The sequence below is a fragment of the Mucilaginibacter panaciglaebae genome, from assembly GCF_039539265.1.
Taxonomy (GTDB): Bacteria; Bacteroidota; Bacteroidia; order Sphingobacteriales; family Sphingobacteriaceae; genus Mucilaginibacter; species Mucilaginibacter panaciglaebae.
Genome location: NZ_BAABCV010000003.1, coordinates 312079 through 337149 on the forward strand (window position 1 = coordinate 312079; position 25071 = coordinate 337149).

24 protein-coding genes are annotated in these 25071 nt (G+C 41.7%); 17 read left to right on the forward strand and 7 right to left on the reverse strand.

What is annotated here, in order from left to right; translation table 11 throughout:
- Positions 1 to 227 precede the first annotated feature (227 nt).
- Positions 228 to 1880, forward strand: coding sequence for a reverse transcriptase domain-containing protein (locus tag ABD772_RS05595; RefSeq protein WP_345101595.1), 1653 nt, complete (start codon positions 228 to 230; stop codon positions 1878 to 1880).
- Positions 1881 to 2150: 270 nt separating this feature from the next.
- Positions 2151 to 2501, forward strand: coding sequence for a DUF2200 domain-containing protein (locus tag ABD772_RS05600; RefSeq protein WP_345101597.1), 351 nt, complete (start codon positions 2151 to 2153; stop codon positions 2499 to 2501).
- Positions 2502 to 2997: 496 nt separating this feature from the next.
- Here the strand turns inward: ABD772_RS05600 and ABD772_RS05605 are convergent, their stop codons facing one another.
- Complete coding sequence (locus ABD772_RS05605) at positions 2998 to 3567, reverse strand: dihydrofolate reductase family protein (protein WP_345101599.1); 570 nt, start codon at positions 3565 to 3567, stop codon at positions 2998 to 3000.
- Positions 3568 to 3931: 364 nt separating this feature from the next.
- On the opposite strand from ABD772_RS05605, the gene ABD772_RS05610 reads away from it, so the two are divergent.
- The 8 genes from ABD772_RS05610 to ABD772_RS05645 all read left to right on the forward strand — a co-directional run bounded on the left by ABD772_RS05610 (position 3932) and on the right by ABD772_RS05645 (position 15470).
- Positions 3932 to 5032: a beta-propeller domain-containing protein gene (locus tag ABD772_RS05610; RefSeq protein WP_345101601.1), complete on the forward strand. Its 1101-nt coding sequence runs from the start codon at positions 3932 to 3934 to the stop codon at positions 5030 to 5032.
- Between the two features lie 190 nt (positions 5033 to 5222).
- Complete coding sequence (locus ABD772_RS05615) at positions 5223 to 5930, forward strand: 3'-5' exonuclease (protein WP_345101604.1); 708 nt, start codon at positions 5223 to 5225, stop codon at positions 5928 to 5930.
- A 1-nt stretch (position 5931) separates the two neighbouring features.
- Positions 5932 to 7623 carry an ABC transporter ATP-binding protein gene (locus tag ABD772_RS05620; protein ID WP_345101606.1) on the forward strand — a complete coding sequence of 564 codons (1692 nt, stop codon included), beginning with the start codon at positions 5932 to 5934 and terminating at the stop codon, positions 7621 to 7623.
- Positions 7624 to 7721: 98 nt separating this feature from the next.
- Complete coding sequence (gene rnr / locus ABD772_RS05625) at positions 7722 to 9860, forward strand: ribonuclease R (RefSeq protein WP_345101608.1); 2139 nt, start codon at positions 7722 to 7724, stop codon at positions 9858 to 9860.
- Between the two features lie 86 nt (positions 9861 to 9946).
- Positions 9947 to 10921 carry a polyprenyl synthetase family protein gene (locus ABD772_RS05630; RefSeq protein ID WP_345101610.1) on the forward strand — a complete coding sequence of 325 codons (975 nt, stop codon included), beginning with the start codon at positions 9947 to 9949 and terminating at the stop codon, positions 10919 to 10921.
- A gap of 13 nt (positions 10922 to 10934) precedes the next feature.
- The gene (locus tag ABD772_RS05635; protein ID WP_345101612.1) at positions 10935 to 11321 is read left to right on the forward strand and encodes an energy transducer TonB; all 387 of its coding nucleotides are present in this window, start codon (positions 10935 to 10937) and stop codon (positions 11319 to 11321) included.
- Between the two features lie 252 nt (positions 11322 to 11573).
- Positions 11574 to 13115: an alpha-amylase family protein gene (locus ABD772_RS05640; protein WP_345101615.1), complete on the forward strand. Its 1542-nt coding sequence runs from the start codon at positions 11574 to 11576 to the stop codon at positions 13113 to 13115.
- Between the two features lie 42 nt (positions 13116 to 13157).
- Positions 13158 to 15470: a GH92 family glycosyl hydrolase gene (locus tag ABD772_RS05645; RefSeq protein ID WP_345101617.1), complete on the forward strand. Its 2313-nt coding sequence runs from the start codon at positions 13158 to 13160 to the stop codon at positions 15468 to 15470.
- A gap of 102 nt (positions 15471 to 15572) precedes the next feature.
- Here ABD772_RS05645 and rpmA read toward each other — a convergent pair whose 3' ends face one another.
- The 5 genes from rpmA to ABD772_RS05665 form a co-directional block, all read right to left on the reverse strand.
- Entirely contained in the window at positions 15573 to 16010 is a 438-nt protein-coding gene (rpmA, locus tag ABD772_RS05650; protein ID WP_345101618.1) for a 50S ribosomal protein L27, read from the reverse strand.
- 52 nt (positions 16011 to 16062) lie between these two features.
- A complete protein-coding gene (gene rplU / locus ABD772_RS05655; protein ID WP_345101620.1) occupies positions 16063 to 16371 on the reverse strand; it encodes a 50S ribosomal protein L21 in 309 nt (102 codons plus the stop codon).
- Between the two features lie 71 nt (positions 16372 to 16442).
- A complete protein-coding gene (locus tag ABD772_RS05660) occupies positions 16443 to 16946 on the reverse strand; it encodes a hypothetical protein (RefSeq protein ID WP_345101622.1) in 504 nt (167 codons plus the stop codon).
- A gap of 72 nt (positions 16947 to 17018) precedes the next feature.
- Positions 17019 to 17276 carry a four helix bundle protein gene (locus ABD772_RS17550; protein WP_425562819.1) on the reverse strand — a complete coding sequence of 86 codons (258 nt, stop codon included), beginning with the start codon at positions 17274 to 17276 and terminating at the stop codon, positions 17019 to 17021.
- Positions 17277 to 17415: 139 nt separating this feature from the next.
- On the reverse strand, positions 17416 to 18801 hold the full coding sequence (locus ABD772_RS05665) for a dicarboxylate/amino acid:cation symporter (RefSeq protein WP_345101624.1): 1386 nt from the start codon (positions 18799 to 18801) through the stop codon (positions 17416 to 17418).
- Between the two features lie 64 nt (positions 18802 to 18865).
- Between ABD772_RS05665 and ABD772_RS05670 the strand changes: the two genes are divergently transcribed.
- From ABD772_RS05670 to ABD772_RS05680, 3 genes are read left to right on the forward strand one after another with little or no spacing between them, the layout of a single operon-like run.
- Positions 18866 to 19393 (forward strand): hypothetical protein, encoded by a 528-nt coding sequence (locus ABD772_RS05670; RefSeq protein WP_345101626.1) that lies wholly within the window; start codon positions 18866 to 18868, stop codon positions 19391 to 19393.
- A gap of 49 nt (positions 19394 to 19442) precedes the next feature.
- The gene (locus ABD772_RS05675; RefSeq protein WP_345101628.1) at positions 19443 to 19940 is read left to right on the forward strand and encodes an RNA polymerase sigma factor; all 498 of its coding nucleotides are present in this window, start codon (positions 19443 to 19445) and stop codon (positions 19938 to 19940) included.
- A complete protein-coding gene (locus tag ABD772_RS05680) occupies positions 19927 to 20517 on the forward strand; it encodes a hypothetical protein (protein ID WP_345101630.1) in 591 nt (196 codons plus the stop codon). Before ABD772_RS05675 ends, ABD772_RS05680 begins: the two co-directional genes overlap by 14 nt.
- A gap of 170 nt (positions 20518 to 20687) precedes the next feature.
- On the opposite strand, the gene ABD772_RS05685 is transcribed toward ABD772_RS05680, so the two are convergent.
- The gene (locus tag ABD772_RS05685) at positions 20688 to 21404 is read right to left on the reverse strand and encodes a hypothetical protein (RefSeq protein ID WP_345101632.1); all 717 of its coding nucleotides are present in this window, start codon (positions 21402 to 21404) and stop codon (positions 20688 to 20690) included.
- 31 nt (positions 21405 to 21435) lie between these two features.
- Here ABD772_RS05685 and ABD772_RS05690 point away from each other — a divergent pair, with 31 nt between their 5' ends.
- From ABD772_RS05690 to ABD772_RS05705, 4 genes are all read left to right on the forward strand, one after another.
- Complete coding sequence (locus ABD772_RS05690; protein ID WP_345101634.1) at positions 21436 to 22164, forward strand: hypothetical protein; 729 nt, start codon at positions 21436 to 21438, stop codon at positions 22162 to 22164.
- 85 nt (positions 22165 to 22249) lie between these two features.
- Positions 22250 to 23203, forward strand: coding sequence for a glycosyltransferase family 2 protein (locus tag ABD772_RS05695; RefSeq protein ID WP_345101636.1), 954 nt, complete (start codon positions 22250 to 22252; stop codon positions 23201 to 23203).
- Between the two features lie 164 nt (positions 23204 to 23367).
- Positions 23368 to 24336 (forward strand): glycosyltransferase family 2 protein, encoded by a 969-nt coding sequence (locus tag ABD772_RS05700; RefSeq protein WP_345101638.1) that lies wholly within the window; start codon positions 23368 to 23370, stop codon positions 24334 to 24336.
- Positions 24337 to 24342: 6 nt separating this feature from the next.
- The gene (locus tag ABD772_RS05705; RefSeq protein ID WP_345101640.1) at positions 24343 to 25071 is read left to right on the forward strand and encodes a hypothetical protein; all 729 of its coding nucleotides are present in this window, start codon (positions 24343 to 24345) and stop codon (positions 25069 to 25071) included.

Genomic DNA, 25071 nt, shown 5'->3' on the forward strand with positions numbered 1-25071 from the left:
ATTGTTATGTATGGCCTCTATTTGACCAGTTAGAGCCTTCAAGCCTTCAACTGCTCCCCGGAGTAGCTGAATAATTGAATGAGCTATAATATGTTCTATAGTGCTAATACAGCAGACTACAAATATACGTATAAATAGGTAGGTTATCAATAGCATTAGTGTTGTTGTTAAGTGAAATATTAATCCGTGTGTTACATTTGGAAAAAATAGTGTGACTCAGTTATTGGGTGCTGGCTTTACCGTTAAGTAAGTATGTTTATCAACAAAATCCGTTACACCGCGCTGCAAGGCTTTTTATTATGATCCCCCCATTTAGTGAAAGACCACCTTGGTTAAAAGGCAGGGGCTATCTACATATCACGCCTAAAATTGACGTTTATAAAAGGTACGCTGAAATATACACTAAGGTTCATGATGAAACCTTTGTTGCTGAACACGGATTCTTTCCGCTAATCCACTCCGTTATTAAGGAACGTAAATTCAAGAAAATCCCCAATGGTGTTGGACGCGCACATTCTTACAAAAAAGGTGACGAATATAAAAAAACGGCTAAATTAAGGCCGCTACATTATGCTACCCATATCGATGCGTTAATTTACGGATGTTATGCGGAAAAACTTTTAAAGCTATACGAAGTCGAATTACAAAATTATCCTGGACTGACAGACTGTGTTATCGCATATAGGAAGATAGAAGTTGATGATCCTGATAACGAAGAAGATGAGGAACTTCCAGGGAAAAGCACTATACATTTTGCTCACGAAGCGTTTGAAGAAATAAAAAAACGTTCAGTTGATGGCTGCGTAGTGTTAATGTTTGATATCAAAAGTTTTTTTAGCGAACTCAATCATCAGAAGTTGAAAAAAGCGTGGTGCGATTTACTAAAAGTGGAAAAGCTGGACCCTGCCCACTTTAATGTTTTCAATGCAGCAACCAATTTTAGATATATCTTAAAGGACGAGCTAAGAATAAATCCGTCAAAAACAGGCAGACGAAGTGGCTTTGATGAAAAAAAGCTTGCTTCAATAAGAAAATATGAGGGAATAGAGGCTTTTTTTTCTTCAATTGATGACTTTAAAAAGGCCATAAAAAACAAAACACTTAAAGTTTATAAACATCCGTTCATGAAAGACAACCGGCCTGTAGGCATCCCCCAAGGATTACCAATCAGTGCGGTGTTGGCTAATTTATATCTTTTGGAATTTGATAAGGCGATTTTAGATAAGATCGTCAACAATTCCGACGGCTTTTACAGGCGGTATTCTGATGATATTATGATTGTTTGTAAACCTAATGAAGCAGACGACATCGAAAAGTTTATCCTAAATGAAATTAAGGACAGCAATGTTGAAATAAGCGAGGATAAAACAGAAAAATACCTCTTTCAATATGAACAAATCAGCCCACGGATTAACAGGATTACCTCTACTCTTATCTCAGGGGGTAAAATAAAGGTTGGAAAGCCATTAACCTATTTAGGTTTTGAATTTTATGGTTACCGAACATTAATAAAGTCGGCAAATTTGGCTAAATACTACAGAAGGATGATTTCATCTGTAAGGCGAAAAGCTGGTCGGGCGCTCAAAATTAATGAAAGTTCGCATAGTAACCCGGCTATATTTCCGAGACAGTTGAGGAAGATATACAATAATGTAAATCTCAATAAAGAGAAAGTATATAGGAAACGAAAGATGCTTGTAAAAACCGAGCAAGGTTTTTATTCTTTCATATTCAAGAAAATTTCCATTAAATCAGGAAGCAATTATTTTTCATACACCAAAAGGGCAAGTTTAATAATGGCGCACCAACAAATTAATGGCCAAGTTCGAAACCATAAAAGTATTTTCTACGCGTCAATGGCTAAACACCTGAAAAAGTAACTCTAAATATCGTTTCTGATTTTATTTATCCAAAAATTACCGTCATTATTTCATTAGAGGAGCGTTCTACAGAAACTTAAATCTTTAAGCTATTATCGTTCTAATTTCTTTTCTTTTAATGCCACAATTTTCTTTACATCATCAATAAAAGAGTTCGACATTTGTACCTTTGGGGTCACTTGATTTTAAAAACCGCCTCTAATTGCCTTAGAGGCGGTTTTTGTTTTTAAGTGTTTTTTCAGATATTGCGTCTCTATCCAATTAGGTAAGATGGATAATTCAAGAGTATACAGAATGTCTTTTGCGAGTGTTTACCCGCTGTATATTAACAAAGCGGAGAGAAAGGGTCGCACCAAAGCGGAGGTAGATGATATCATATTTTGGCTGACCGGATATGATAAGCAAACCCTACAAAAGCATATCGACGATAAAACCGATTTCGAAACCTTCTTTGCACAGGCACCACAAATAAATCCAAATGTTTCAAAAATTACGGGGGTAATTTGCGGCTATCGCGTGGAAGAAATTGAGGACAAACTAATGCAGCAAATCCGCTATTTAGATAAGCTGATTGACGAATTAGCAAAAGGCAGGACGATGGATAAGATCTTGCGGAAATAAAGCGATCCCGGCTAAGGCACCCTGCTAAGGTTGGTTGGAAAAGGCCATTTTCTGAAGCTGAATATGCAGCTTTTTCGGCTACAGGTGTTTCACAAAAAAGTGAAACACTTTGGAACACTTGAAACACTTTTACATCTTAAATTATTATAAATGAGGTGTTTATGAAAACAGCGTGAAACACTTTGAAACAGTAGTAATACTTTAACTGGCGATATATAAGTAACTGTAAATAAACAATTTAACTATTATTTTTTAACTTTTTGACCAAATGAGATGAAACATCTAAATGGAACACCCGGAAACGCTGAAAAAGAGGTGTCGGCCTGAGGCTCCCGAAGCGTGAGCGCTGGATTGCAAAGCGTTCATTTGCCTTTGCCGCCATACTTCAAGAGCCTGAGCAGGACACCCCCTACCACCGTTATTGATGTTGCTACCAACAACTTGTGCGTCAAATTTTCTAATCACAACATCGTGGTCTGTTGTTTCGGTTTCCTTGTTACCTATCCACTGTGTAGTTCAGTTCAGTTACGCCGCAAGCAAATTGCCGGGTAGTCAATAGTTTTAGTTTTACTTTATCTTTGATGTCTACAAACAACGGAATGCCTTGTCCAAGAATAATTGGATTAACAAATAGCCAGTAGCCGTCAATTAGGTTCTCGTTGATCAGGGAGTGTGTTGCCGTCGGGCTGCCAAAAAGCAAGATCTCTGTACCAGGCTGTTGTTTTATTTCGTTTATTCTGTCCGAAAGGTTGTCGCTAATAATTGTTGTGTTGGCTAAATCCACGCCCTTCATTGTTTTTGACAAAACAATTTTATGAGCTTTTTTATACCATTTTGAATGATCGATATCGTGTTTGCTGGCGTCAGGCTCGTCTCCCGCAGTGGGCCAGTAATTCTCCATCATCTGATACGTTGCCCGCCCATATAGTGCAGCGTCCGTTTCGCTTATCCGATAGCCCACATAGTCAAAAATTTCTTCATCAACCTTAATCCAATTCATTTCTCCGTTCGGTCCCGCTACAAACCCGTCAAGCGATATGTGCATAAATGAAATTATTTTTCTCATATAGTTCTATTTTTATTTATTGTCAATGGTTGTGAATTGCCCGTTCATGATACCCTTTTTAAGCGTGCGGTCATCAAATTTAATATATAGTTGAGAAATGCACGACGATTGTTTTTTTAAAAAAATCTACGCAATCGTTACCGCACTAAATTCTCCCTATAAACAGGCAAGATACAACCCTTTTCCGGCTTATTATAACCGTAGCGCGTGCTTTTCAATTTTTAAAATCGCTATAAATATTTTTATAATTACTCGCTTTTTAGCAACAGCAATTGCCTGATTATGAGAAAAATTGCGGCTTTACCAGCAGTGCAGCACATATCAATGCAAACGCCAGGTAATACCATAACCTATAAAATCAGTAATGATGAGAATATTAAAAACCGGTTTATTTGCCTTGTTGATGGTAGCAGCTACGGCAAATTTTGTTTTTTCGCAAAAGAAAAGCAAAGCATCAAAAAGCGCTACGCCCTGCATGAATGTGCTTAACCTTTTTACGGCCGCTAACGTGCCTGCAATGGCACCCGAGGAGGAACCGGCCTCATTGATCAGCCCGACCGAGGAAACACCGGCAAACCTGCCGGGTAGCGGTTTGGCGCAGCACCCTATGCTGTATGTCGGCGAAAATTGCAACCGCATGTCGCTGGTTAATGATGGCAAGGTGATATGGACCTACCAAACCGGCAAAGGTCCGGAATATGATGACGTATGGATGTTATCAAACGGCAATATTCTGTTTACCCGTATGAAATATATCGCCGAGATAACGCCGGACAAAAAAGTAATATGGAAGGTTGATTTTAAAACACCGGGCGGTATGGATCACACCGAGGTACATGCTTGCCAGCCTATCGGCCTGGATAAGGTAATGTATGTGGTAAACGGGCTGCCGCCTAAACTGTATATAGTAAACATTAAAACGGGTAAAGTTGAAGTTGAACACGAATTGCCATACAAAAATCCAACGGATCCCACCGGTATACATGGCCAGTTCAGGCGGGCGCGTGTTACGGCGCAGGGTACCTACCTGGTGTCGTTTTTAACCATGAACCAGGTTGTCGAATACAATAAAGACTTTAAAGAAATATGGCGATATAACATTTCATCCCCTTGGGCAGCTATCCGTTTAAAAAACGGCAATACATTGATAACTGATGAGAAAGACTGGCTTACCCGCGAAGTAAATAAAAAGGGCGAAACGGTTTGGGAGTTTAACTGTAAAACCGATCTGCCTGCTCAATATCAACTAACCTCGGCACCACAGAGCTGTACGCGCCTGGCCAATGGCAATACCATATTTACTTCGCGCGGCCAAAACGGAAAAGGGCCTCAACTGGTTGAAGTTACCCGCGATAAAACGGTGGTTTGGGTGCTGCATGACTATAAATCTGTTGGCGATGGCACCGCCGTGCAGGTACTTGATGATCCGGGGGTGCCTGAAATACCGGGGCAATCAGCGCATTGATATAAACAGATCCTCGAACGATAGTGAGATATCTATACACCGATATTACTTTTCGCTTGCTTGTGTATAGATTTCTCGCTTTTGCTCGCAATGACGCCTCTATTTAAAGTCGCTGTCAACACTCTGTCACTCCCCTGTCACCACACACCAAAAATTACCCAATTACACTGCATATAGCTATATTAGCCCTATGCTTGAACAATACGATCTGAGTCAGCTCATGGTGCTGGACATTGAAACTGTGCCGCAATATGCTACGCACGACGAACTGCCCGATCATTTAAAAAAACTTTGGGACTTGAAAACCGTTCGCCAGCGCAAGGACGAAACAGCCGAAGACTTTTATGAAAGCGCCGGTATCTGGGCCGAGTTTGGTAAGATCATTTGTATATCAGTCGGCATTTTCACCGGCGGCTCCCCACGCGGATTGCGTGTAAAATCATTTGCAGGTCATGAGGAAAAGGAGCTGCTGGAAAAGTTTTCACACATGCTTTCCGGCCAGCCGCCAAGTTTAATTCTATGCGCGCACAATGGTAAAGAGTTTGATTTTCCCTATTTATGCCGGCGGATGCTTATTAACGGGTTACCCCTGCCCAAGCAATTAGATATTGCAGGTAAAAAGCCCTGGGAAATTCCGCATCTGGATACCATGGAGCTATGGAAATTCGGCGATTATAAGAGCTATACCTCATTAAGTTTACTTGCGGCGATATTCGATATCCCTACACCAAAAGATGATATAGATGGTAGTATGGTTGGATCAGTTTACTGGAAAGATCACCAATTAGAGCGCATCTGCACCTATTGCCAGAAAGATGTTGTAGCTACTGCGCAATTATTAAGGCGTTACCGCGGCGAAGAACTGATAGCCGACGAAAACATCACCATTGTTGGTTAATATGTTAACGGTAAATGATCTGAGTATACAATTTAAAACGGCTGACGGCTTATTTGAGGCTGTTAAAGGTATTTCTTTTCAATTAGCTGCGAGCGAAACCGTAGGTATTGTCGGCGAGTCGGGTTCGGGCAAGTCGGTTACCTCATTGGCGCTAATGCGGTTGCTTGATAAAAGTACGTCGATCATTACCGGTAAGGTAACGCTGTATGATACCAGCATCTTTGATCTGCCTGAAGACGAAATGCAAGCGTTCAGAGGCAACAAAATAGCCATGATTTTTCAGGAACCCATGACATCGCTCAACCCGGTTTTAACCTGCGGTTTCCAGGTAGCCGAGGCCATACAGCTCCATCTCGGTCTGTCTAAAACCGAAGCGCGTGAGCAAACGATCAGCCTGTTTAAAGAAGTTCAACTCCCCCGCCCCGATGCAATATTTGACAATTATCCGCACCAATTATCAGGCGGGCAAAAACAGCGCGTGATGATTGCGATGGCTCTGTCCTGCAATCCGGAGATCCTGATTGCCGACGAGCCGACTACCGCACTGGATGTCACTGTTCAAAAGACCATCATCGAGCTACTCAAAAAACTTAAAGCCGAACGCGGCATGAGCCTGATCTTTATTTCGCATGACCTGGGTGTGATTAATGAAATAGCAGACCGTGTGCTGGTAATGTACAAAGGCGGCGTTGTTGAGCAAGGCGATGCCAAACAAATATTTAAAAATCCGCAGCATGCTTATACCAAAGGCTTGCTGGCCTGCCGCCCGTCGGTTAAACTCAGGTTAAAAAAATTGCCGGTTATCGCTGATTTTATAAATGGTGACTATAGCGTCGAAAACATCCGCCGCGAATATCAATATACTAAAGATGAACTTAGTAATCGGCATAAAAAATTGTATAGCCAGGCGCCGTTATTTAAGGTGGAGAATCTGAGTACCTGGTTCCCTGTAACAGCCGAAATTTTTGGTCAGTCAAAAAAAGTGATCAAAGCTGTTGATAAGGTTAGCTTCGAAGTCTATCCCGGTGAGACATTGGGCCTGGTAGGCGAATCTGGCTGCGGAAAAACCACCTTAGGCCGGAGCATTTTAAGATTAATTGAACCTACAGCTGGTAACCTCTATTTTGAGGGGACCGATCTGTGCAGCTTAAATAAATCAGACATGCGCTATATGCGCCGCGATATCCAGATCATTTTTCAGGACCCTTATTCGTCGTTAAATCCACAGCTTACAGTCGGGCAGTCTATCATGGAGCCTTTACAGGTTCATCGCCTTTATCAAAACGATACCCAACGAAAAAAGCACGTATCGGAACTTTTAGAGCGCGTTAATTTATTGCCTGAGCATTTTAACCGTTACCCGCATGAGTTTTCGGGTGGGCAGCGGCAGCGCGTGGTTATAGCCAGGGCGCTGGCTTTGCAACCGCGTTTTATTATTTGCGACGAGTCGGTGTCTGCATTAGATGTTTCGGTACAGGCGCAGGTATTAAACCTTATCCGTGAATTGCAACAGGAGCTGAACCTGACTTACATTTTTATTTCGCACGATCTGTCCGTCATTAAACATATCTCCGACCGCATGATGGTCATGAACAAAGGCAGGATCGTGGAAATGGGCGACTCCGAGCAGATCTATAATCATCCGCAGCAAGAATACACCAAGGGACTGATAGACGCTATTCCGCAGTTTTAAAAACCGACGTCAAATTTAGATGTTTAATACTAGAACTACCGTTCAGAAATCGCAAGTTGAACATATTCCCGTATCTTCGCATAATTACATTTATCTGCATGTCAAAACATAAGAAAAAAAGCCCATCAATAAACCAGGTACTAACTCAATTGGTGCTGGATATTTTTGAGCAAAACGGCAATACACCGCTTAACTACAAGCAGGTGTCGGCTAAATTGAATGTCCGCGACCCGGAAGCCCGGGACACCATATACGATATTTTAAAAGAAGAAACATTTAAGCAGGTACTAAAAGAGGTATCGCCCGGAAAATTCCAGTTAATTGAACTAAAAACATTTATTGAAGGTACTGTCGATCTGACCACTGATGGTTCGGCATTTATAGTTACCGATGATCCGGACGAAAACGATATCTACGTTGCTCCGCGTAAGCTGCGCAATGCCCTGAATGGCGACCGTGTTAAAGTGTATGTCTATGCCAAAAGCAAAGGCCGCCGTAAAGAAGGCGAGGTTATTGAAATACTGCAACGTGCCAAGATGGAGTTTACGGGTATCGTAAAATTATCAGAGCACTATGCTTTCTTTATCCCCGATGACCGTAAGATGCTGCACGATATTTTCATCCCGATGGCTGAATTGAACGGCGCAAAAAACGGTATCAAAGCAATAGCGGAGATTATCGACTGGCCGGCACAGGCGAAAAATCCGGTTGGCCGCATCAAACATATATTAGGCGTTCAGGGCGACAACGATACCGAAATGAACGCGATACTGGCCGAATATGGTTTCCCATTGTCATTCCCTGCCGAAGTTGAACATGAGGCTGAGTCGATAGCAGACGATATTACTCCCCAGGAAATTGCCAAACGCAAAGATTATCGCGATGTTACTACTTTTACTATAGACCCATTTGATGCCAAGGATTTTGATGATGCCCTATCATTTAAGATACTGGAGAATGGTAATTATGAAGTAGGCGTGCATATTGCCGACGTATCGCACTACATCATCCCCGATTCTGCTTTGGATAAAGAAGCATTTGATCGCGGTACATCAGTTTACCTTGTTGACCGTGTGATACCTATGCTACCTGAACGGTTATCGAACGGCTTATGCTCGTTGAGGCCAAATGAAGACAAGCTTTGTTTTGCCGCCCTATTTGAGCTGGACGAAAAAGCCAACATTATTAGTGAATGGTTTGGTAAAACGGTAATTCACTCAAACCGCCGCTTTACTTATGAGGAGGTACAGCAAGTTATTGAAACCAAAGAAGGCGACTACCGCGACGAAATATTAAAACTAAACGAACTGGCATATATCCTGCGCGAACGCAAATTTAAAGCCGGAGCCATTAGCTTTGAAACAACCGAGGTTAAATTCAGACTCGACGAAAAGGGCAAACCTACCGGTGTTTACATAAAAGAGCGCAAGGACGCGCACAAGCTTATAGAAGATTTTATGTTGCTGGCCAACCGTAAGGTGGCCGAGTTTGTCAGTAAAAAAGGAAAGGGCCAGCATAAATACACTTTCGTGTACCGCACCCACGACTCGCCAAAACCCGATGCGCTGGCCAGTTTCGCCAATTTTGCTTCGCGGTTTGGGTATAAGATCAATACAAAATCGGACAAGGAGATTGCCCGCTCGCTCAATTATTTAATGGAGGATGTCGAAGGCAAGAAAGAGCAAAATGTGTTGACGCACCTGGCCATTCGCTCAATGGCTAAGGCTATTTATACCACCAAAACCAGCAGCCACTACGGGCTGGCTTTTGATCATTACACGCACTTCACCTCGCCTATCCGCCGTTATCCCGACGTAATGGTACATCGACTGCTGGAACATTACCTGCATGGTGGTCAATCAGTGAATGCCGAACATTACGAAAAGCTTTGTCAGCACGCTTCGCAAATGGAAAAACGTGCCGCCGACGCTGAACGAGCTTCGGTCAAATACAAACAGGCTGAGTTTCTGCAGGATCAGATCGGCGAGGTTTATAGCGGTGTTATTTCGGGCGTAACAGAATGGGGTATGTATGTAGAAATTATTGAAAATAAATGCGAAGGCATGATTCGCCTGCGGGATATTTCTGATGATTTTTATACTTTAGACGAGAAAAATTACCAGATAATAGGCCAGCGTAAAAAGAAAGTTTACCGCTTGGGTGACGAAGTGAAGATCCGCGTAAAAAACGTAGACCTGGCAAAGAAACAAATTGATTTTTCGTTAGTACAGGATTAGTATTTAGTTGATTAAGTTGGATTGAGTTGATTAGTTTAAAACAGTGCGAACCAAGCACCTGGTCAACCATGCACCACATACCACAGATGAGAGAACTACAAGATTTGCAGCTGTTAATTGATAATGCTGTTACCCAGCTCAAATATCCGCCCTACCCGGCCGAATTATATGAGCCAATCTACTATATATTAAGCATGGGCGGCAAACGCATGCGCCCTGCCCTGTTGCTCATGGCTTGCGATTTATTTGGTGGCGATGTTGAGAAAGCGCTGCCGCCGGCATTAGCTATCGAGGTGTTCCACAATTTCACATTGATGCATGACGATATTATGGACAATGCGCCGTTGCGTCGTGGTAAAACCACCGTGCACGAGCGCTGGAATCAGAATGCGGCTATTTTATCGGGCGACGTGATGCTGATTGAAGGTTATAAGCTGATGATGCAGGTGGAGGATAGATTACTTCGCATCATTCTCGACATCTTTAATGACACTGCTGTAGGGGTTTGTGAAGGCCAGCAACTGGATATGGATTTTGAAACCCGCAACGATGTTAAGATAGACGAATATATCTACATGATCCGCCTTAAAACCGCTGTAGTGTTGGGTGGTGCTTTAAAGATAGGTTCCATATTAGGCGGTGCCGATATGAAGGATGCCGAGCTGATTGCTGATTTTGGCGAGAACCTGGGTCTTGCTTTCCAGTTACAGGATGATATCCTGGACATTTATGGATCGCCGGAAAAATTTGGCAAACAGGTTGGCGGCGACATTATCTCCAACAAAAAGACTTACCTGCTTATCAAGTCGCTCGAGCTGGCTGACGAGGCACAAACTGCCGAATTAAATAAATGGATAAATGCCAAAGAATTTGATAGCCAGTTGAAAGTTGAAGCAGTGACCGGCATTTACAATACTGTGCAAGTAAAGCAGTGTGCTGAAAACGCCATGCACGAGTATGCTGAGAAGGCCTTTGAAGCATTAGAAAAAATCAATTTACCCGAAGAAAACAAACAATACCTGCGCGACTTTGCCGATAGTTTGATGGTGAGAGAGCATTAGTATATTAGTATATATGAAAAACCTAATCTTATTTACCTTTTTTAGCTTGTCATTTTTTGTAGCCAAAGCGCAAACTGCTGAAACAAACCAACAGGATACCACTGTTTACAACCACGTAGATATACAGCCTGAATACCCCAGCGGTTTAAAAGAATTGACAGAATACGTAAAGAAAAACCTCAAACCGGGCGAAGACAAGGGTTTGGTATTTACTATTTTTACGGTTGAGTGCGATGGTAGCTTGACCCATATCCATATAGTTAAACCTCTATCTGAAACTGCAAATAAAGAAGCAGTAAGATTAATATCAACTTTTCCTAAATTTAAACCTGGAATAAAGAATGGTAAAGTTGTAAGATGTTATTTCACCATGCCCATACGGTTCCCACAAGATGTTTAATGGTCTGTAGGCTTTCATAAACTATCCACTGTAGATTACGTCGTGTTACACAAGCCGCATTCTGCTGCAGGGATCATGGCGATGTGGTTAAGTTCTGCAATATGAAGATTCGTATCCTGGCTAAATAATCCATGTCGACAATCATTCACAATATATAGCGAAAATAGTCTTAGTATCAGCTTTTTTACAGCATCAGTTTTTTGGTATGCCGATAATAATCAGCATATTTAAATAAACCAATTAACCTCATGTATGAAAGCTAAAATGCTGTCGCCCGGCAATAGTGCTGCGGGCAACCATTCGCGCCGTGCATTTCTAAAAAACGGCGCTATACTCACCCTGGCAGCTACCGGTGCACCGCTAATTAAACTATCGTCATTCGCCACAACAGCGCCTGCTAAAGACATGATCAATGCTATCCAGGTTGGTATGGCATCCTTTGCCGACGAGGGGGTCGACACCGTTTTAGATATTCTGCAAAAACGCGGCGCTATAAACACTGTTTTTCTGAATACTTTTACTTACGGCGACGGACTTTCCGGTCGACAGGTTGCAGGCCAGCTATTCCCTGACCATGGCCCGCAGGAACCCGATAAAAACTATCATGGCGGTAACTATGCCATTCCACATGCCAAATATTATCAAAACACCGTTTTAAAAGATACGCGCTCGCCCGAATATGGTAACCGCGATCTGGTAGCCGAAGTAATAAAAGGCGCACATAAGCGTGGCATGAGGGTTTTTGCCACCATTGAGGATCAATGGCGCGATGATGTACCGGGAATAGACCAATGCAAAGAAGTAGATCTGATGGGCCGTAAAGCCAGAACTACCTGTTTATTTAATCCAAATATCCGCGCATTCTGGGTCGATCTGGCTACCGACACCTGTGCAAGCTATGACCTGGATGGTATGGTTTTCTTTAACGAACGTAACGGCCCGCTTTTAAATGCTTTAGGGGCAAGCCACCTGGTTGGGTCTGTTGACCCATCGCGCTCAACCTGCTTTTGCGAATATCATCAGGCAGCAGCCAAAGCACGGGGCATTAGCTTTGAGCGAACCAAAGAAGGCTATCATAAACTGGACGAATTTGTCAAAGCCTGCAGAGCCGACCAACGCCCAAGCGATGGATATTATGTAGCATTTCAACGCATTATGTTGGATTATCCCGAGATAGTAGCCTGGGACAGATTGTTTGATTTCGGTAAGCACCAGATCGTCGACGATGTTAACAAAGCGGTAAAAGCGTTAGGAAAAAAACAGCTAGTGGGTTTGCATATTGAGCATGTCAACTCGTTCAATCCATTCTTTCGCGCTACACGCGATTACGAAGATCTGGCTAAAAAGGTAGATTTCCTGAAGATAGTTGTTTATAACAACTGCGGCGGGGAGCGTTATCAGCATTTTATCCGCAACATTCATTCCACCATGTTTAAGGATATCCCCTTAGACGAATTAATGCGGTTTAACAATCATTTATTGGGGTATAGCCCGAGCGAGGCATCGTATGATGATTTACCAAAAGCCGGCTTGTCGCCCGATTATGTTTACCGTGAAACGCAGCGGGCACTAAATGGTGTGAAAGGCAAATGCCTTATTTTACCGGGTATTGATATTGGTATCCCGGTAGGTAAAAACAGCCGTAAGCAATCGCCAGATGACGTTTATCAGGCCACGATGGCCGCCTACAAGGCAGGGGCAAATGGGGTCATTCTCTCGCGTAAATATTCGGAAATGAAATTAGAGTTAATTGACGGGGCCGGCCGGGCTATTCGCGAGGCGACTAAAGGATGACACGATTAAGTGATTTAATGATTATTAAGATGGATCTAACAAATGAAAGAAGAAAATAAAAACGGATTATCACGCCGTAAATTTATGCAGGCAGGTGGCCTCATCGCAGCCGCAGCAGCTATGCCAACACAACTTAAGGCATCAACAGATAAAGTTGAAGAGCAACAGCAGACGGCCCGAATTGATGAAGACTTCCTTCAATATATCGACCCAACTATAGGAAATATAGCCCCGCTGTTAAACACTAACCGGCCAGTAGTACATTTGCCTAACCAAATGGTGCGAACGCATCCACGCCGTCAGGATTATCTGGACGACCAGATAACCGGTTTCCCATTGTTATCGTTGAATGTGATTACGCCGCAAACTATATTTTCGGTGCGTCCTGCTAAAGGCCCGCTGGAAGATTCAAGTTGGCATGACCGTTTAACCTACGATCATGATATGGAAATATGTCGTCCCTGGTATTACTCGACCATGCTGATAGAGAAAGGTATCCGCGTTGAAAATACAGTGGGTAAAAAAGGTGGGATTTATCGTTTTACTTTTCCTACCGGCGTCGAAAAGCATGTACTCCTTACCCATTGCTACGATAACGGAATTTATGATGTAACCGGTAATAATGTAAGCGGAACTGAATTTGTAAATGATGCTATACATGCTCAAAAAGGTAAAGCTTATATGTACGGCACTATATCGGGCAGCCCGGTAAGTGCAAAATCTGAGGGTGATAAAGACTGGGGTAAATATACCGTGCAGGGAGCGTTGGCTAAGCCTAAGATGATGAATGGACAAAAGGTAGCTATGAGCTACTCAAAATCAGATTCCAACCAGGTAGAGTTTCGTTTTGCAGTATCATTCATTAGCCCTGAGCAGGCTAAACAAAACTACGAGAAAGAAATAGCCGGTATAACCTTTGATCAATTAGCTGAGAAGGGGAAAGCTATCTGGAAAAAGACCATCAACCAAATTAAGGTAGAAGGCGGTACAGCCGGACAACGTCGTACTTTTTATACAGCATTGTACCGAAGCTATGTACGTATGGTCGACATTGGAGAATATGGTAAATATTACAGCGGTTACGATGATAAAGTACATGAAGATAAGCGCCCGATGTATACCGAAGACTATACCTGGGGCGATTACATAGCCCAGCACCCGTTACGCGCCTTGTTAAACCCTGAGCAAGAAGGCGATATGCTGCAATCGTACGTGAATATGTATGAACAAAGCGGATGGATGCCTGAATATCCGAAAGTATATGGCGATAGGCCAGGTATGTTTGGTTTTTATTCGGCGGTAATGTTTTTAGATGGATATCGCAAAGGCATTCGCAATTTCGACACAAAAAAAGCTTTGGAAGGCATGCTCAAGAATGCCGAACAGGCCACCATGCTGGCCTCAACTAATGGGCCTAAAGGAGCACTTGAAGATTTTTATCAGGAAAAAGGTTACTACCCTGCCCTGCGTATCGGTGGGCCGGAAACTGATCCGGTTGCTAAAGCTCATCGCAGCGCCCGTTCGGCCGTGGCTGTGACACTTGCAGCAAGTTATAACGATTGGGCCGTGGCACAGTTGGCTAAAGAGTTGGGTAACAACGACGTCTATAAAAGATATCTACCTAAAGCCAATAACTACAAAAAACTGTGGAGCAAAGACAAAATGCTATTTATGCCCAAGGACGACAAAGGCGAATGGGTTGATATTGACCCTAAAATGCAGGGACAGTCATATTACAATGAAAATAACGGCTACACTTATAAATGGGGAGTGCCGCACGATATACCCGGCTTAATAGAACTAATGGGCGGCCAGGATAAGTTTGAAGCAGAATTGGATCAGATGTTCCGCGAAGGCTTGGGTACAAGCCGCGCAGCATTTTATGCTAAATTTCCGGATATGACGGCACTGATAGGCCAGTTCTCCATGGGTAACCAATGCTCGTTTCAGATACCTTATTTGTTTAACTACACAAAAAACCCATGGAAGACCCAAAAGTGGACAAGATTTATTCTGGATGTTTACTTTAAGGATAATGTATTGGGTGTTGCCGGCGATGAAGATGGCGGGTCGATGTCGTCGGTAGTAGTATTTGCGTCAATAGGATTTTTTCCGGTGCAACCGGGTTTGCCGATGTACACCATTACCAGTCCGGTGTTTAGCAAGGTAACGATTGACATGCACAACGGCAAAACGTTTACGCTGATAGCCAAAGGATCATCCAAAACAAAGAAATATATTCAGTCGGCCCTCATGAATGGGAAGAAGCTGGACAAACTGTGGTTTTCGCACAATGATCTGATTAATGGCGGGACTTTGGTTTTGGAGATGGGCGAAATGCCGGTGCAGGTGTAATATACAAGGACGAGAATGGCCTGTCACCCATTTTATTTCGATTAAGCATAAAAAAAGCCCATATCAAACCGATATGGGCTTCTATATTTTAATAAGCTATGATTACTCGGCAGCTTCTGTTGCTTCTTCGGCGTCTGCGGCTTTCTTTTTAGGAGCAGCTTTCTTTGCTTTCGGAGCTTCTTCTGCAGCAGGAGCTTCAGCTACAACCGGTGCAGCTTCGGCAACAGGTTTAGCGGCAGCTTTTACTTTTGGAGCTGGTGCAGCGTCTTCAACTACCGGTGCAGTTTCAAACGGAAGAACAGAAACGTATGAACGGTTGTCTGCTTTCTTTTTAAAAACTACTTGCCCAGATATTAAAGCAAATAATGTATGATCTTTACCGATACCTACGTTAAGGCCCGGGTTATGTTTTGTACCACGTTGACGAACGATGATATTACCTGCAATAGCCGGCTGACCACCAAAAATCTTGATACCTAAACGTTTGCTATGCGATTCGCGGCCGTTTCGTGAACTACCGGCCCCTTTTTTGTGTGCCATTGTGTTATATTTTTATGACCGGCTAAAGCCTGATCGTTTTAAAAATCGTTTATTATAAAGTGATACCAGTGATCTCGATCTTGGTAAATTGCTGACGGTGACCATTTTTCTTTTTGTAACCTTTTCTTCTTTTCTTTTTGAATACGATTACTTTATCACCTTTTAAATGAGACACGATCTTAGCCGATACTTTAGCGCCTTTCAAATCAGTACCTAATTTGAATTTACCTTCGTTTTCTGCTAACAACACACTGTCAAATTCAATACTAGCGCCCTCGTCACCTTGTAGTCTGTGTACAAAGATCTGCTGGTCTTTAGCAACTTTAAATTGCTGTCCTGCTATACTTACTATTGCGTACATGGTTTGTTAATTAATGTTTTAAAATTCGAGGTGCAAATATAGAAATTACATTTGCAATATCCAACTTAGTTTTATTTTTTCTCGTTCTGTTCTTCCTGGTTCAATACCTGCATAATCTCTTTGATCAGGCGTTGATTAGCGTCTATCAGCCTCGGATCGCCTTCAAAGTTGGAGTCGTATATTACCCTTTTGCTTTTGCGCTGGTATTTAAACTCTATAATATAACGTACGGGCTGCTGACCGGTCTTTACGCTGTCGCCGGTCTCATTTTCCGGAAAATCCCAGAAACCCAGGTCGGCAGCTTTACGGTGCAGATACAAAAGATCATCTTTAGGTAAATGTAAACGTTTTTTTATCAGCGAATCGCGGCTGTTTAAGTATTGATAATTGCCTGTCTTTGAGTCAAATCTATTCAGCAAACTATCGCGGTCGCCATATTGAATGCTCATTGATTCAAACTCAGTAAATTTATATGGCGCATTCTTTAGCATGTGGCCATAATAGTACAGGCAGTAAAACAGGAATGGTAAAATAACGCTCAGCGCAAGGAATATTTTTTTTGATCTTGATACCATGGTGGTTAATTATAGAATTATTGAGTTATTGAGTTATTGAGTTATTGAGTTATTGAATTTAAGAATTACTGATTATTTGTTTGATACTGTTTTTCTTGAAGCAGATGATATCTTTAAGATTTGGTTTGCTTCATCTAACAGATAAGTTAGTTCTGATTTCGTAACGATTTCTGCTTCTATCAAAACTTCCATCCAGAAAGCAGGCTCATCTGCCTCTTCAACTACTGTTGATAATTTTGAATGAAATTCGGCTTTTGATCTCGCGCGACACGCTGCTCTATAATTTGCTCCAACGGACGACGATGACCTTAACAGTTGACGGCCTATAATCTTGCCTCTTCAGTTTTTGGTAAGGTCCGGTAAAATTCAATATTATCAACAACGAATTTTTTTGTACGCTTTTTGAATACCTCAGCAAATTCAATTCTTTCAATATCTGACATAATTAAATCAATAATTCAATAACTCATTAAATCAATAATTGATCCCCCAGTTCCCCTTCCCATTTACTTACTACCGCCGTTGCCATGGCATTACCCAGAACGTTGGTCGCCGATCTGCCCATATCCAGCAAGGGATCGATACCGATCAGTAAAGCTAAACCAGCCTCGGGAATATTGAACATAGCTATTGTTCCGGCAATTACAACTAACGACGCTCTTGGCACACCGGCAATGCCTTTACTGGTAAGCATCAGCGTGAGCAACATGGTTAACTGGTGAGCAATTGATAAATGAATGCTGTATGACTGCGCCAAAAATAAAGAAGCAAATGTCATATACATCATAGAGCCGTCCAGGTTAAATGAATAGCCGAGCGGAAGCACAAAGCTTACAATTTTATTGCTACAGCCGAAGCGCTCCATTTCAATGAGCACGCGTGGGTAAGCAGCTTCGCTGGTTGAGGTGCCAAAGGCCACCAACATAGCGTCTTTAATGTTATTGACTAAAGTAAATACACGGCTTTTCAATACAAAAAAACCCGCCGCAACAATTACCAGCCAAAGTATGATCAATGAAAAATAAAACTCACCGATAAATACAGTATAGGTAGATAGGATACCTACCCCTTGTTTAGCTACAATAGCAGTAATAGCACCAAACACGGCCAAAGGCGCCAGCATCATCACATACCCGGTTATTTTAAGGATGACATGTGCGATGGCATCGAATGCTTTAACAACAATTTCGCCCTTCTCGCCTATAGAAGCGGTTGCAACACCAAAGAACAGCGCAAATACAACTATCTGCAATATCTCGTTGTTAGCCATAGATTCGAAAAAGCTTTTCGGGAATACATGGCTGATAAAATCTTTCAATGATAGCGCGCTCTTTTGGATATCAGTACCTAAATGGCTATCGGGCAGCATCAGGTGCATTTCATGACCGGGTTGAAAAAGATTGACCAGCACCATTCCTAACAGCAGCGAAACAATAGTAGCGCTTAAAAACCACAATAGCGTCTTGCCGCCTATGCGCCCAACTGCTTTGATATCGCCTACCTTAGCTACACCAACAACCAGCGTAGTAAATACCAGCGGGCCGACAATCATTTTAATCAACCGCAGAAAAATATCGCTTAAAATGGTAAAATATTCTACTTTGCCTTCGCGAATAACATCATTGGCTTTACGGATCTTGGCCTGTTCAGCGCGCTGACTTTTAAGGTTTTTATATAAAGCGGCGGTGGTATCTTTTAGTTCGACCAGTTTATTATCAAAGGTCTTAATGGCCGTTTCAGCCGCATTGATCTTGTTGTTGTAAGGTGCAACAACTGTTACATTATAAACGTAGCCTACAATAACGCCTATAATAAGTGCGACAAAAATAAAAAACGTAAGCTTGTTTTTTCTCATTTACTGATATAACGGTGCGAAGCTACAACTATTTACTATTTTGCTGAAAATATAAATCATAAACATGAGCACAGCCACCTACGGCTTACAGGACATTAAAAAGGAATTGCAGCATCTGTCGGGCTTACAAATAGCAGAGTTATGCCTCAGACTGGCGCGCCATAAAAAAGAAAATAAGGAACTGTTGGCTTATCTGTTGTTCGAGTCGGACAATCAGGCTGATTTTGTTGAGAAGGTAAAGGCCGAAGCTGGATTTATGTTTAGCCAGTTGCCTGTACGAAGTTATGAAGCAGCCAAATATTTGCGTAAAATATTAAGGCTGATTAGCAAGTACACTAAGTTTATGGCTTCAAAAGAGGCTGAGATCAACTTACTGTCAAATTTCTGCACCAACTATATTCAGTATGCCGACAGGCGCACCTCCTACAAACCTTTGCGTTTGATACTGATACGCCAGGTTGAAAAGATACGGACATCAATAGGTAAGCTACATGAGGACCTGCAACTTGATTTTACCAACGAATACAATGCAATGCTTGACGACGCTGAAAAAAAGTTAAGCTGGTTTAACAAGAGTGGTTACTTGTTGTAACAATCCGTTTATCTTTGCGTCTTATCACAAAAACTTACCTACTATTACTGTGGCTCACAAGGAAATTGTCTTTAAACAAATTTTTGAAGCAAATTCAAAAAAGATATTTCATTTGTGCTATGGCTATACAGGCGATGACGATGCTGCAAACGACCTGTTACAAGAAACATTTTTAAAGGTTTGGCAAAACCTCGATAAGTTCAGAAATCAGGCAATGATTTCTACCTGGATCTATCGCATTGCGGTAAATACATGTTTAACATATCTTAGGTCAGAAAAGCGCCAGGCTAAAGATGAGCTTACCCCCCAAATTGCAGAAACCAAAATGGAGGAAGTTTCTGAGAAAAATGAACAGGTAGCATTGTTATATAAGTGTATTGCCAAGTTAGAAGAGTCTGAAAGAATTATTATAACCATGGTGCTTGATGAGCTGCCATATTCTGAGATAGCAGAGATATCTGGTATATCTGAAGGTAATTTACGGGTTAAGATACACCGCATCAAACAAAAATTAACAGAATTATATAATCAGCATGAAAGACTTTGATCATTTAATGTCGGTTTGGCAGGAACAGCCAAAAAAAGATCAGCTTTCAGTAGATGATGTGCTGAAACAGGTAAAGAAGGGAATTAACGGGCTGAGCAGAAAACTGTTTTGGAATATTACTATCATGATCATAACACTTGGCGGGTTGTTTATGGTAATGTTATTTTTAGCATTTCAATCTATAACTACTTATCTGGGCATTGCCATTTTACTGGTAACTGTTTTATTGTCGTTACTGGTGATGTTAAGAGATTACCGCATTATCAGCAAACAAGATATCACCATTAATCCTGCCGCCTACCTTCAAGACCTGAAAGAATATCAAAGAAATCGTTCAAAGCTATATGGGCAGCTTTATTATATCTATGTGTTATTAATGAGCACCGGACTGTTTCTGTATTTTCAGGAAGTACTTCAAAACACTTCCAGTATGTTTAAAGCTATTGCTTACAGCGTGTATGTAGCCTTTATTTTATTCTCGACTTTTTACATCAGAGGGCAATTTGTAAAGAATGAGCAAGAAAAGCTAAGCCTCATCATTGATCGCCTTACGCGACTGCAAAAGCAGTTTGATTAGCAATAACCCGTTACTTGTCGCGCAATCAGTTTGCCGGCAACCTCACTTATCCATACCGGCAAACTCGCTGCCAAATTGTGATGGGTTTGTCTTGAATGCAAATCAAAACTATATCTTATTTAACTGATTTATAAAACTTTAACACACATTAACAAAAGCGTTAATTTATGTTAAATCTGCACCCCTGTAGCTGCCCAAAGCAAAAGGTAGGTTTTTGAATTATTTTTTAATTGAACCGCGGTAAGCGTACGTTTGCGGTCTGGATGGATATTAAGTGCGTGTATATTATGATGGTTCGGTTCAGTCTGTTTGCCTGTGTTGCTCCACTTAGGTAAATCATGAACTACATAACTAAAGTCAGGGTCGTTATCTGCTACATCATTCGCCCAGTCAGGTACGGTGATATTTTTCGTATCCGTTCCGTCGCTGTAAACCAGGTCATACTCCAACTTTGATTTTCCGTAAGCGCTGGTCAGGCAAATAAAAAAGTCTGCGTATTTGCTTTTCGGTATCTTGAGCGTAAATGTATCACTATCGGCTAATAACATAGCTTGATTGCCCGAAGCATATTTATTATTGTAGTACAATTGAATTGCCGGGTGCTTGCCTGTAGCCGGTATCACGGGATTATCAGGTAGAGCATTAGAGTTTTGATCTCCGTTGACTTTAGCGGCGGCGGTAGTCATATAACCATTTTCACGATCGACACCTTTTGTCCAATGAACTAGTGTACCATCGGCTAATACGGTCACGGGGCGAACATTTAACGATCTGGTGATATCTATCTGTACTACTTTATTGTCTTGAGCGATATAGGCTGAACTAACCAACATACCGCAAGCTATAGCACCTGCTAAAAAATATTTTAAACCTGATTTACATTGCATAATATAAAGGTAAATATTTATTTTGTGTAGCATGCAAGGCCAATCTTATGTAACGCTATCTAAAATAACTTTGGTTATCAGCCTAAGTTTATACCTTGTTTCGTTGACCCAGCAAGGGTATTGCATATCGGGAGCATGCGGCAACCATTGGTCTGGCGTTTCTTTAGTGGCGATGGGTGCCATTGGTGGTATCATGAGCCTGGCCGGGTTAACCTGGTATGCCAATCCCGCTTTATGGGCTGCGTGGTCGCAAATCAACAATAAACCTAAAAGAGCCGTGATTTTTAGTTTGGTCGGAACGATATTGGCAACTTCATTTTTACTGGCTACAGAGATATCAGACGTCAAACCCAATATCACCTCTTATATTACCGGCTATCAAACGGGCTATTGGTTATGGCTCGCCAGTATGGCCACAATGCTGGTTGGCAGTCTGATTAATTACCTTGTTACTAAGAATCACCACGCTACAAATCAACGTCTGGCTTTATTGCAGGTTGATTTTAACAACAGATACAGCGGCGGCATCAAGTTAAAAACCCATAAAGACGTCTACAGACATAATAAAACCAAAATCAGACTACAGTACGGTATACATGCCATCCTCTGGGATGTTGATTATGATGATAAAAAACGAGATGACCTAGCTGTTGAAGCGTTTATCTACTATAATAGGACAGAAAAAAGCTGGGTAGCCCGGTTTGACTTTAACGACCTGCTGCATGAATCGCAACGTGAAAAACCATTGTTAGATAATTGAATTCTGCACATATAAAAATCATTCCTCAATTTTTATATTTTTGCATGGGTTTAAAATGGCTTGGCCCCAACCCTATTACCAATAAATGGACATATCAGTAGTAATACCTTTATATAACGAAGTTGAATCATTACCAGAGCTTACCTCATGGATAAGCCGTGTAATGGCCGAAAACGGTTTCCTGTATGAGATCATTTTAATTGACGACGGCAGTACTGATGGTTCATGGCAAATAATTAATAAACTTCGCCTGGACAATCCTTTTATAAAGGGCATCAAGTTTCGCCGCAATTATGGCAAATCGGCAGCGCTGAATGTGGGTTTTGACGCAGCCCAGGGCAACGTAATTATCACTATGGATGCCGATTTACAGGACAGCCCGGATGAGATACCGCAGTTATACCGTCGTATTGTTGAAGATGGTTACGACCTTATATCGGGGTGGAAGGCTAAACGCTATGACCCGTTGAGCAAAACCATCCCTACCAAAGTATTTAACTGGGCCACACGTAAAATGTCGGGCATTGACAATCTGCATGACTTTAATTGTGGCTTAAAGTCATACCGAAAAGCCGTAATAAAAAATATAGAGGTTTACGGCGAAATGCACCGCTATATACCGGTTATAGCTAAATGGGCCGGCTTCACTAAAATAGGCGAGCAAATTGTTGAACATCGTGCACGCAAATATGGTGTTACTAAATTCGGCATGAGCCGCTTTATTAATGGTTTGCTTGATTTGATGTCCATCTTTTTTGTAGGCAAATTTGGTAAACGCCCAATGCACTTTTTTGGGTCACTGGGTGCTTTGAGTTTCCTGGCCGGCACTATTTGTGCTTTATGGATGGTTGGCGAAAAATTGTACGATATAGCTAACCACATCAAATATTCGCGCGAGGTAACCGCCCAACCTCTTTTCTATTTTGCGTTGGTGGCAATTGTCATCGGTTCGCAAATGTTTCTGACCGGCTTTGTGGCCGAATTAGTGGCCCGTGCTGCGCCCGAGCGTAATAAATACCAGATAGAAGACAGTATTTAGATATGCAAAGCGTGGATATGCGGATGTGCAGATGAGTGCGTTGTTGATAAATTTCCTGATCAACATTTAGGTTCACCTTGCATATTTGCACACCGAATAAATTAAATCAACCAGTAAACTAATCTGCACATTTACCTATCGGCATATCTGCACATCAAACAAACATGTTTTTCTCCATTATAATACCATTATACAATCGCCCGCAGGAAATTAAAGAACTGTTGGAGACATTAACCTTGCAGACTTATAAAAACTTCGAGGTACTGGTAATCGAAGATGGATCAAAGGATGATGCTGCAAATATTGTAAAGAGTTTTGAAGCTCAGCTAAACGTCAGATACTTTGTAAAAGAGAATGCCGGCCAGGGTTTTGCCCGCAACTACGCTTTCGAACGTGCTAAAGGCGACTACTTTATTATTTTCGATTCTGATTGCCTCATACCGGAGGATTATCTGGAAATAGTAAACAATTCATTAAACGAAAACTGGCTGGATGCGTATGGTGGCCCTGATGCAGCGCATGAATCCTTTACCCCTACTCAAAAAGCTATCAGCTACGCCATGACTTCTCCGTTTACAACGGGCGGCATTCGTGGTAATAAAAAACGCTTGGGGCAGTTTCATCCCCGCAGTTTTAATATGGGTATTTCACGTCAGGTATGGGAGAAAGCAGGCGGCTTTATCATCACCCGTTCTGGCGAGGATATTGAATATAGCATCCGCATTCATAACATGGGCTTTAAAATTGGCTTAATACCTCGAGCCAAAGTATACCATAAGCGCCGTACCAACTTCTTGCAGTTTTACAAGCAGCTGCATTTTTTTGGCAGGGCGCGTATCAATGTTTATAAGTTCTTTCCAAACGAGTTAAAACTCGTGCATTTCTTTCCTGCAATCTTTACACTTTGTGTTATTTTCGCACTCGTAGCAAACATTTTTGGCTGGTTAATTGCTGTTTTATGTAATATCATTGCCGCACTTATTATTTTGTTGATATTTTTTCATTCGCTTGTTAAAAACAAGTCGGTAAAAATTGCATTTTTGAGCGTAGTAGCGTCATTTATTCAGCTTACCGCCTACGGGCTCGGTTTTATGCAGGATATTTGGCGAAGGCTAATATTAAAACAGTGGTAAACTAATATGTATCATCCTTTTTCCGTTGCAGAAACCACCAAAGCTGCATGGGTAATCTTTAAGAAAAATTTTGTAACTATAATTGTCTACTCATTTATATCATTCCTGCTACTTTCTGTTTTAGGTTTAATAACCGAGTACGTTATATCGGCCGAAGCCTTTGCGGGTACAATGGCTATATCGTTTACTATGATATTTGTACAGGCATATACCACGCTTGGTTTATATAAGCTCATATTTACGGTGATTGACAGCGAGTATTATGAATTTGAATTTAATCAGGTTTTACCTGCCTTTAAAAGTATAGTGAGTTACCTGGTCGTAGTTTTCTTTATAGCATTTATTGTTACTACGTTCCATTTTGGTATGGAGTGGTTTGATGCTTATCCAAATCTACAAACGCTGCTTGAAGATATTGCGGCAATATTCGCGCTTTACATAGCCTTGCGCATCATGTTTTTTATAACGTTTGTTGTGGATGATCAATCAGGTGCTTTTGAATCCATCAGACAAAGCTTTGATTTAACCCGTGGTTACTTTTTCAAAGTACTCACTATGTTAATCATCATTTTGGTATTGATAGCTTTACCAGCTACCCTGTCGCGTTATTATCCGGTTATTTCCGTAGCTATCATCTTTACCTATCCATTTGTTAATATCATACTGGCGGTAACCTATCGTAAACTGGTTTACAGCCACCAGGACGTTGATGACGACATTGCCGAAACCAATTAG

Bases quoted from the DNA above. Each gene is read 5' to 3' on its own strand.
- ABD772_RS05600 (WP_345101597.1), top strand. From the start codon at position 2,151: ATGGATAATTCAAGAGTATACAGAATGTCTTTTGCGAGTGTTTACCCG.
- ABD772_RS05605 (WP_345101599.1), bottom strand. From the start codon at position 3,567: ATGAGAAAAATAATTTCATTTATGCACATATCGCTTGACGGGTTTGTA.
- ABD772_RS05610 (WP_345101601.1), top strand. From the start codon at position 3,932: ATGATGAGAATATTAAAAACCGGTTTATTTGCCTTGTTGATGGTAGCA.
- ABD772_RS05615 (WP_345101604.1), top strand. From the start codon at position 5,223: ATGCTTGAACAATACGATCTGAGTCAGCTCATGGTGCTGGACATTGAA.
- ABD772_RS05620 (WP_345101606.1), top strand. From the start codon at position 5,932: ATGTTAACGGTAAATGATCTGAGTATACAATTTAAAACGGCTGACGGC.
- rnr (WP_345101608.1), top strand. From the start codon at position 7,722: ATGTCAAAACATAAGAAAAAAAGCCCATCAATAAACCAGGTACTAACT.
- ABD772_RS05630 (WP_345101610.1), top strand. From the start codon at position 9,947: ATGAGAGAACTACAAGATTTGCAGCTGTTAATTGATAATGCTGTTACC.
- ABD772_RS05635 (WP_345101612.1), top strand. From the start codon at position 10,935: ATGAAAAACCTAATCTTATTTACCTTTTTTAGCTTGTCATTTTTTGTA.
- ABD772_RS05640 (WP_345101615.1), top strand. From the start codon at position 11,574: ATGAAAGCTAAAATGCTGTCGCCCGGCAATAGTGCTGCGGGCAACCAT.
- ABD772_RS05645 (WP_345101617.1), top strand. From the start codon at position 13,158: ATGAAAGAAGAAAATAAAAACGGATTATCACGCCGTAAATTTATGCAG.
- rpmA (WP_345101618.1), bottom strand. From the start codon at position 16,010: ATGGCACACAAAAAAGGGGCCGGTAGTTCACGAAACGGCCGCGAATCG.
- rplU (WP_345101620.1), bottom strand. From the start codon at position 16,371: ATGTACGCAATAGTAAGTATAGCAGGACAGCAATTTAAAGTTGCTAAA.
- ABD772_RS05660 (WP_345101622.1), bottom strand. From the start codon at position 16,946: ATGGTATCAAGATCAAAAAAAATATTCCTTGCGCTGAGCGTTATTTTA.
- ABD772_RS05665 (WP_345101624.1), bottom strand. From the start codon at position 18,801: ATGAGAAAAAACAAGCTTACGTTTTTTATTTTTGTCGCACTTATTATA.
- ABD772_RS05670 (WP_345101626.1), top strand. From the start codon at position 18,866: ATGAGCACAGCCACCTACGGCTTACAGGACATTAAAAAGGAATTGCAG.
- ABD772_RS05680 (WP_345101630.1), top strand. From the start codon at position 19,927: ATGAAAGACTTTGATCATTTAATGTCGGTTTGGCAGGAACAGCCAAAA.
- ABD772_RS05685 (WP_345101632.1), bottom strand. From the start codon at position 21,404: ATGCAATGTAAATCAGGTTTAAAATATTTTTTAGCAGGTGCTATAGCT.
- ABD772_RS05690 (WP_345101634.1), top strand. From the start codon at position 21,436: ATGCAAGGCCAATCTTATGTAACGCTATCTAAAATAACTTTGGTTATC.
- ABD772_RS05695 (WP_345101636.1), top strand. From the start codon at position 22,250: ATGGACATATCAGTAGTAATACCTTTATATAACGAAGTTGAATCATTA.
- ABD772_RS05700 (WP_345101638.1), top strand. From the start codon at position 23,368: ATGTTTTTCTCCATTATAATACCATTATACAATCGCCCGCAGGAAATT.
- ABD772_RS05705 (WP_345101640.1), top strand. From the start codon at position 24,343: ATGTATCATCCTTTTTCCGTTGCAGAAACCACCAAAGCTGCATGGGTA.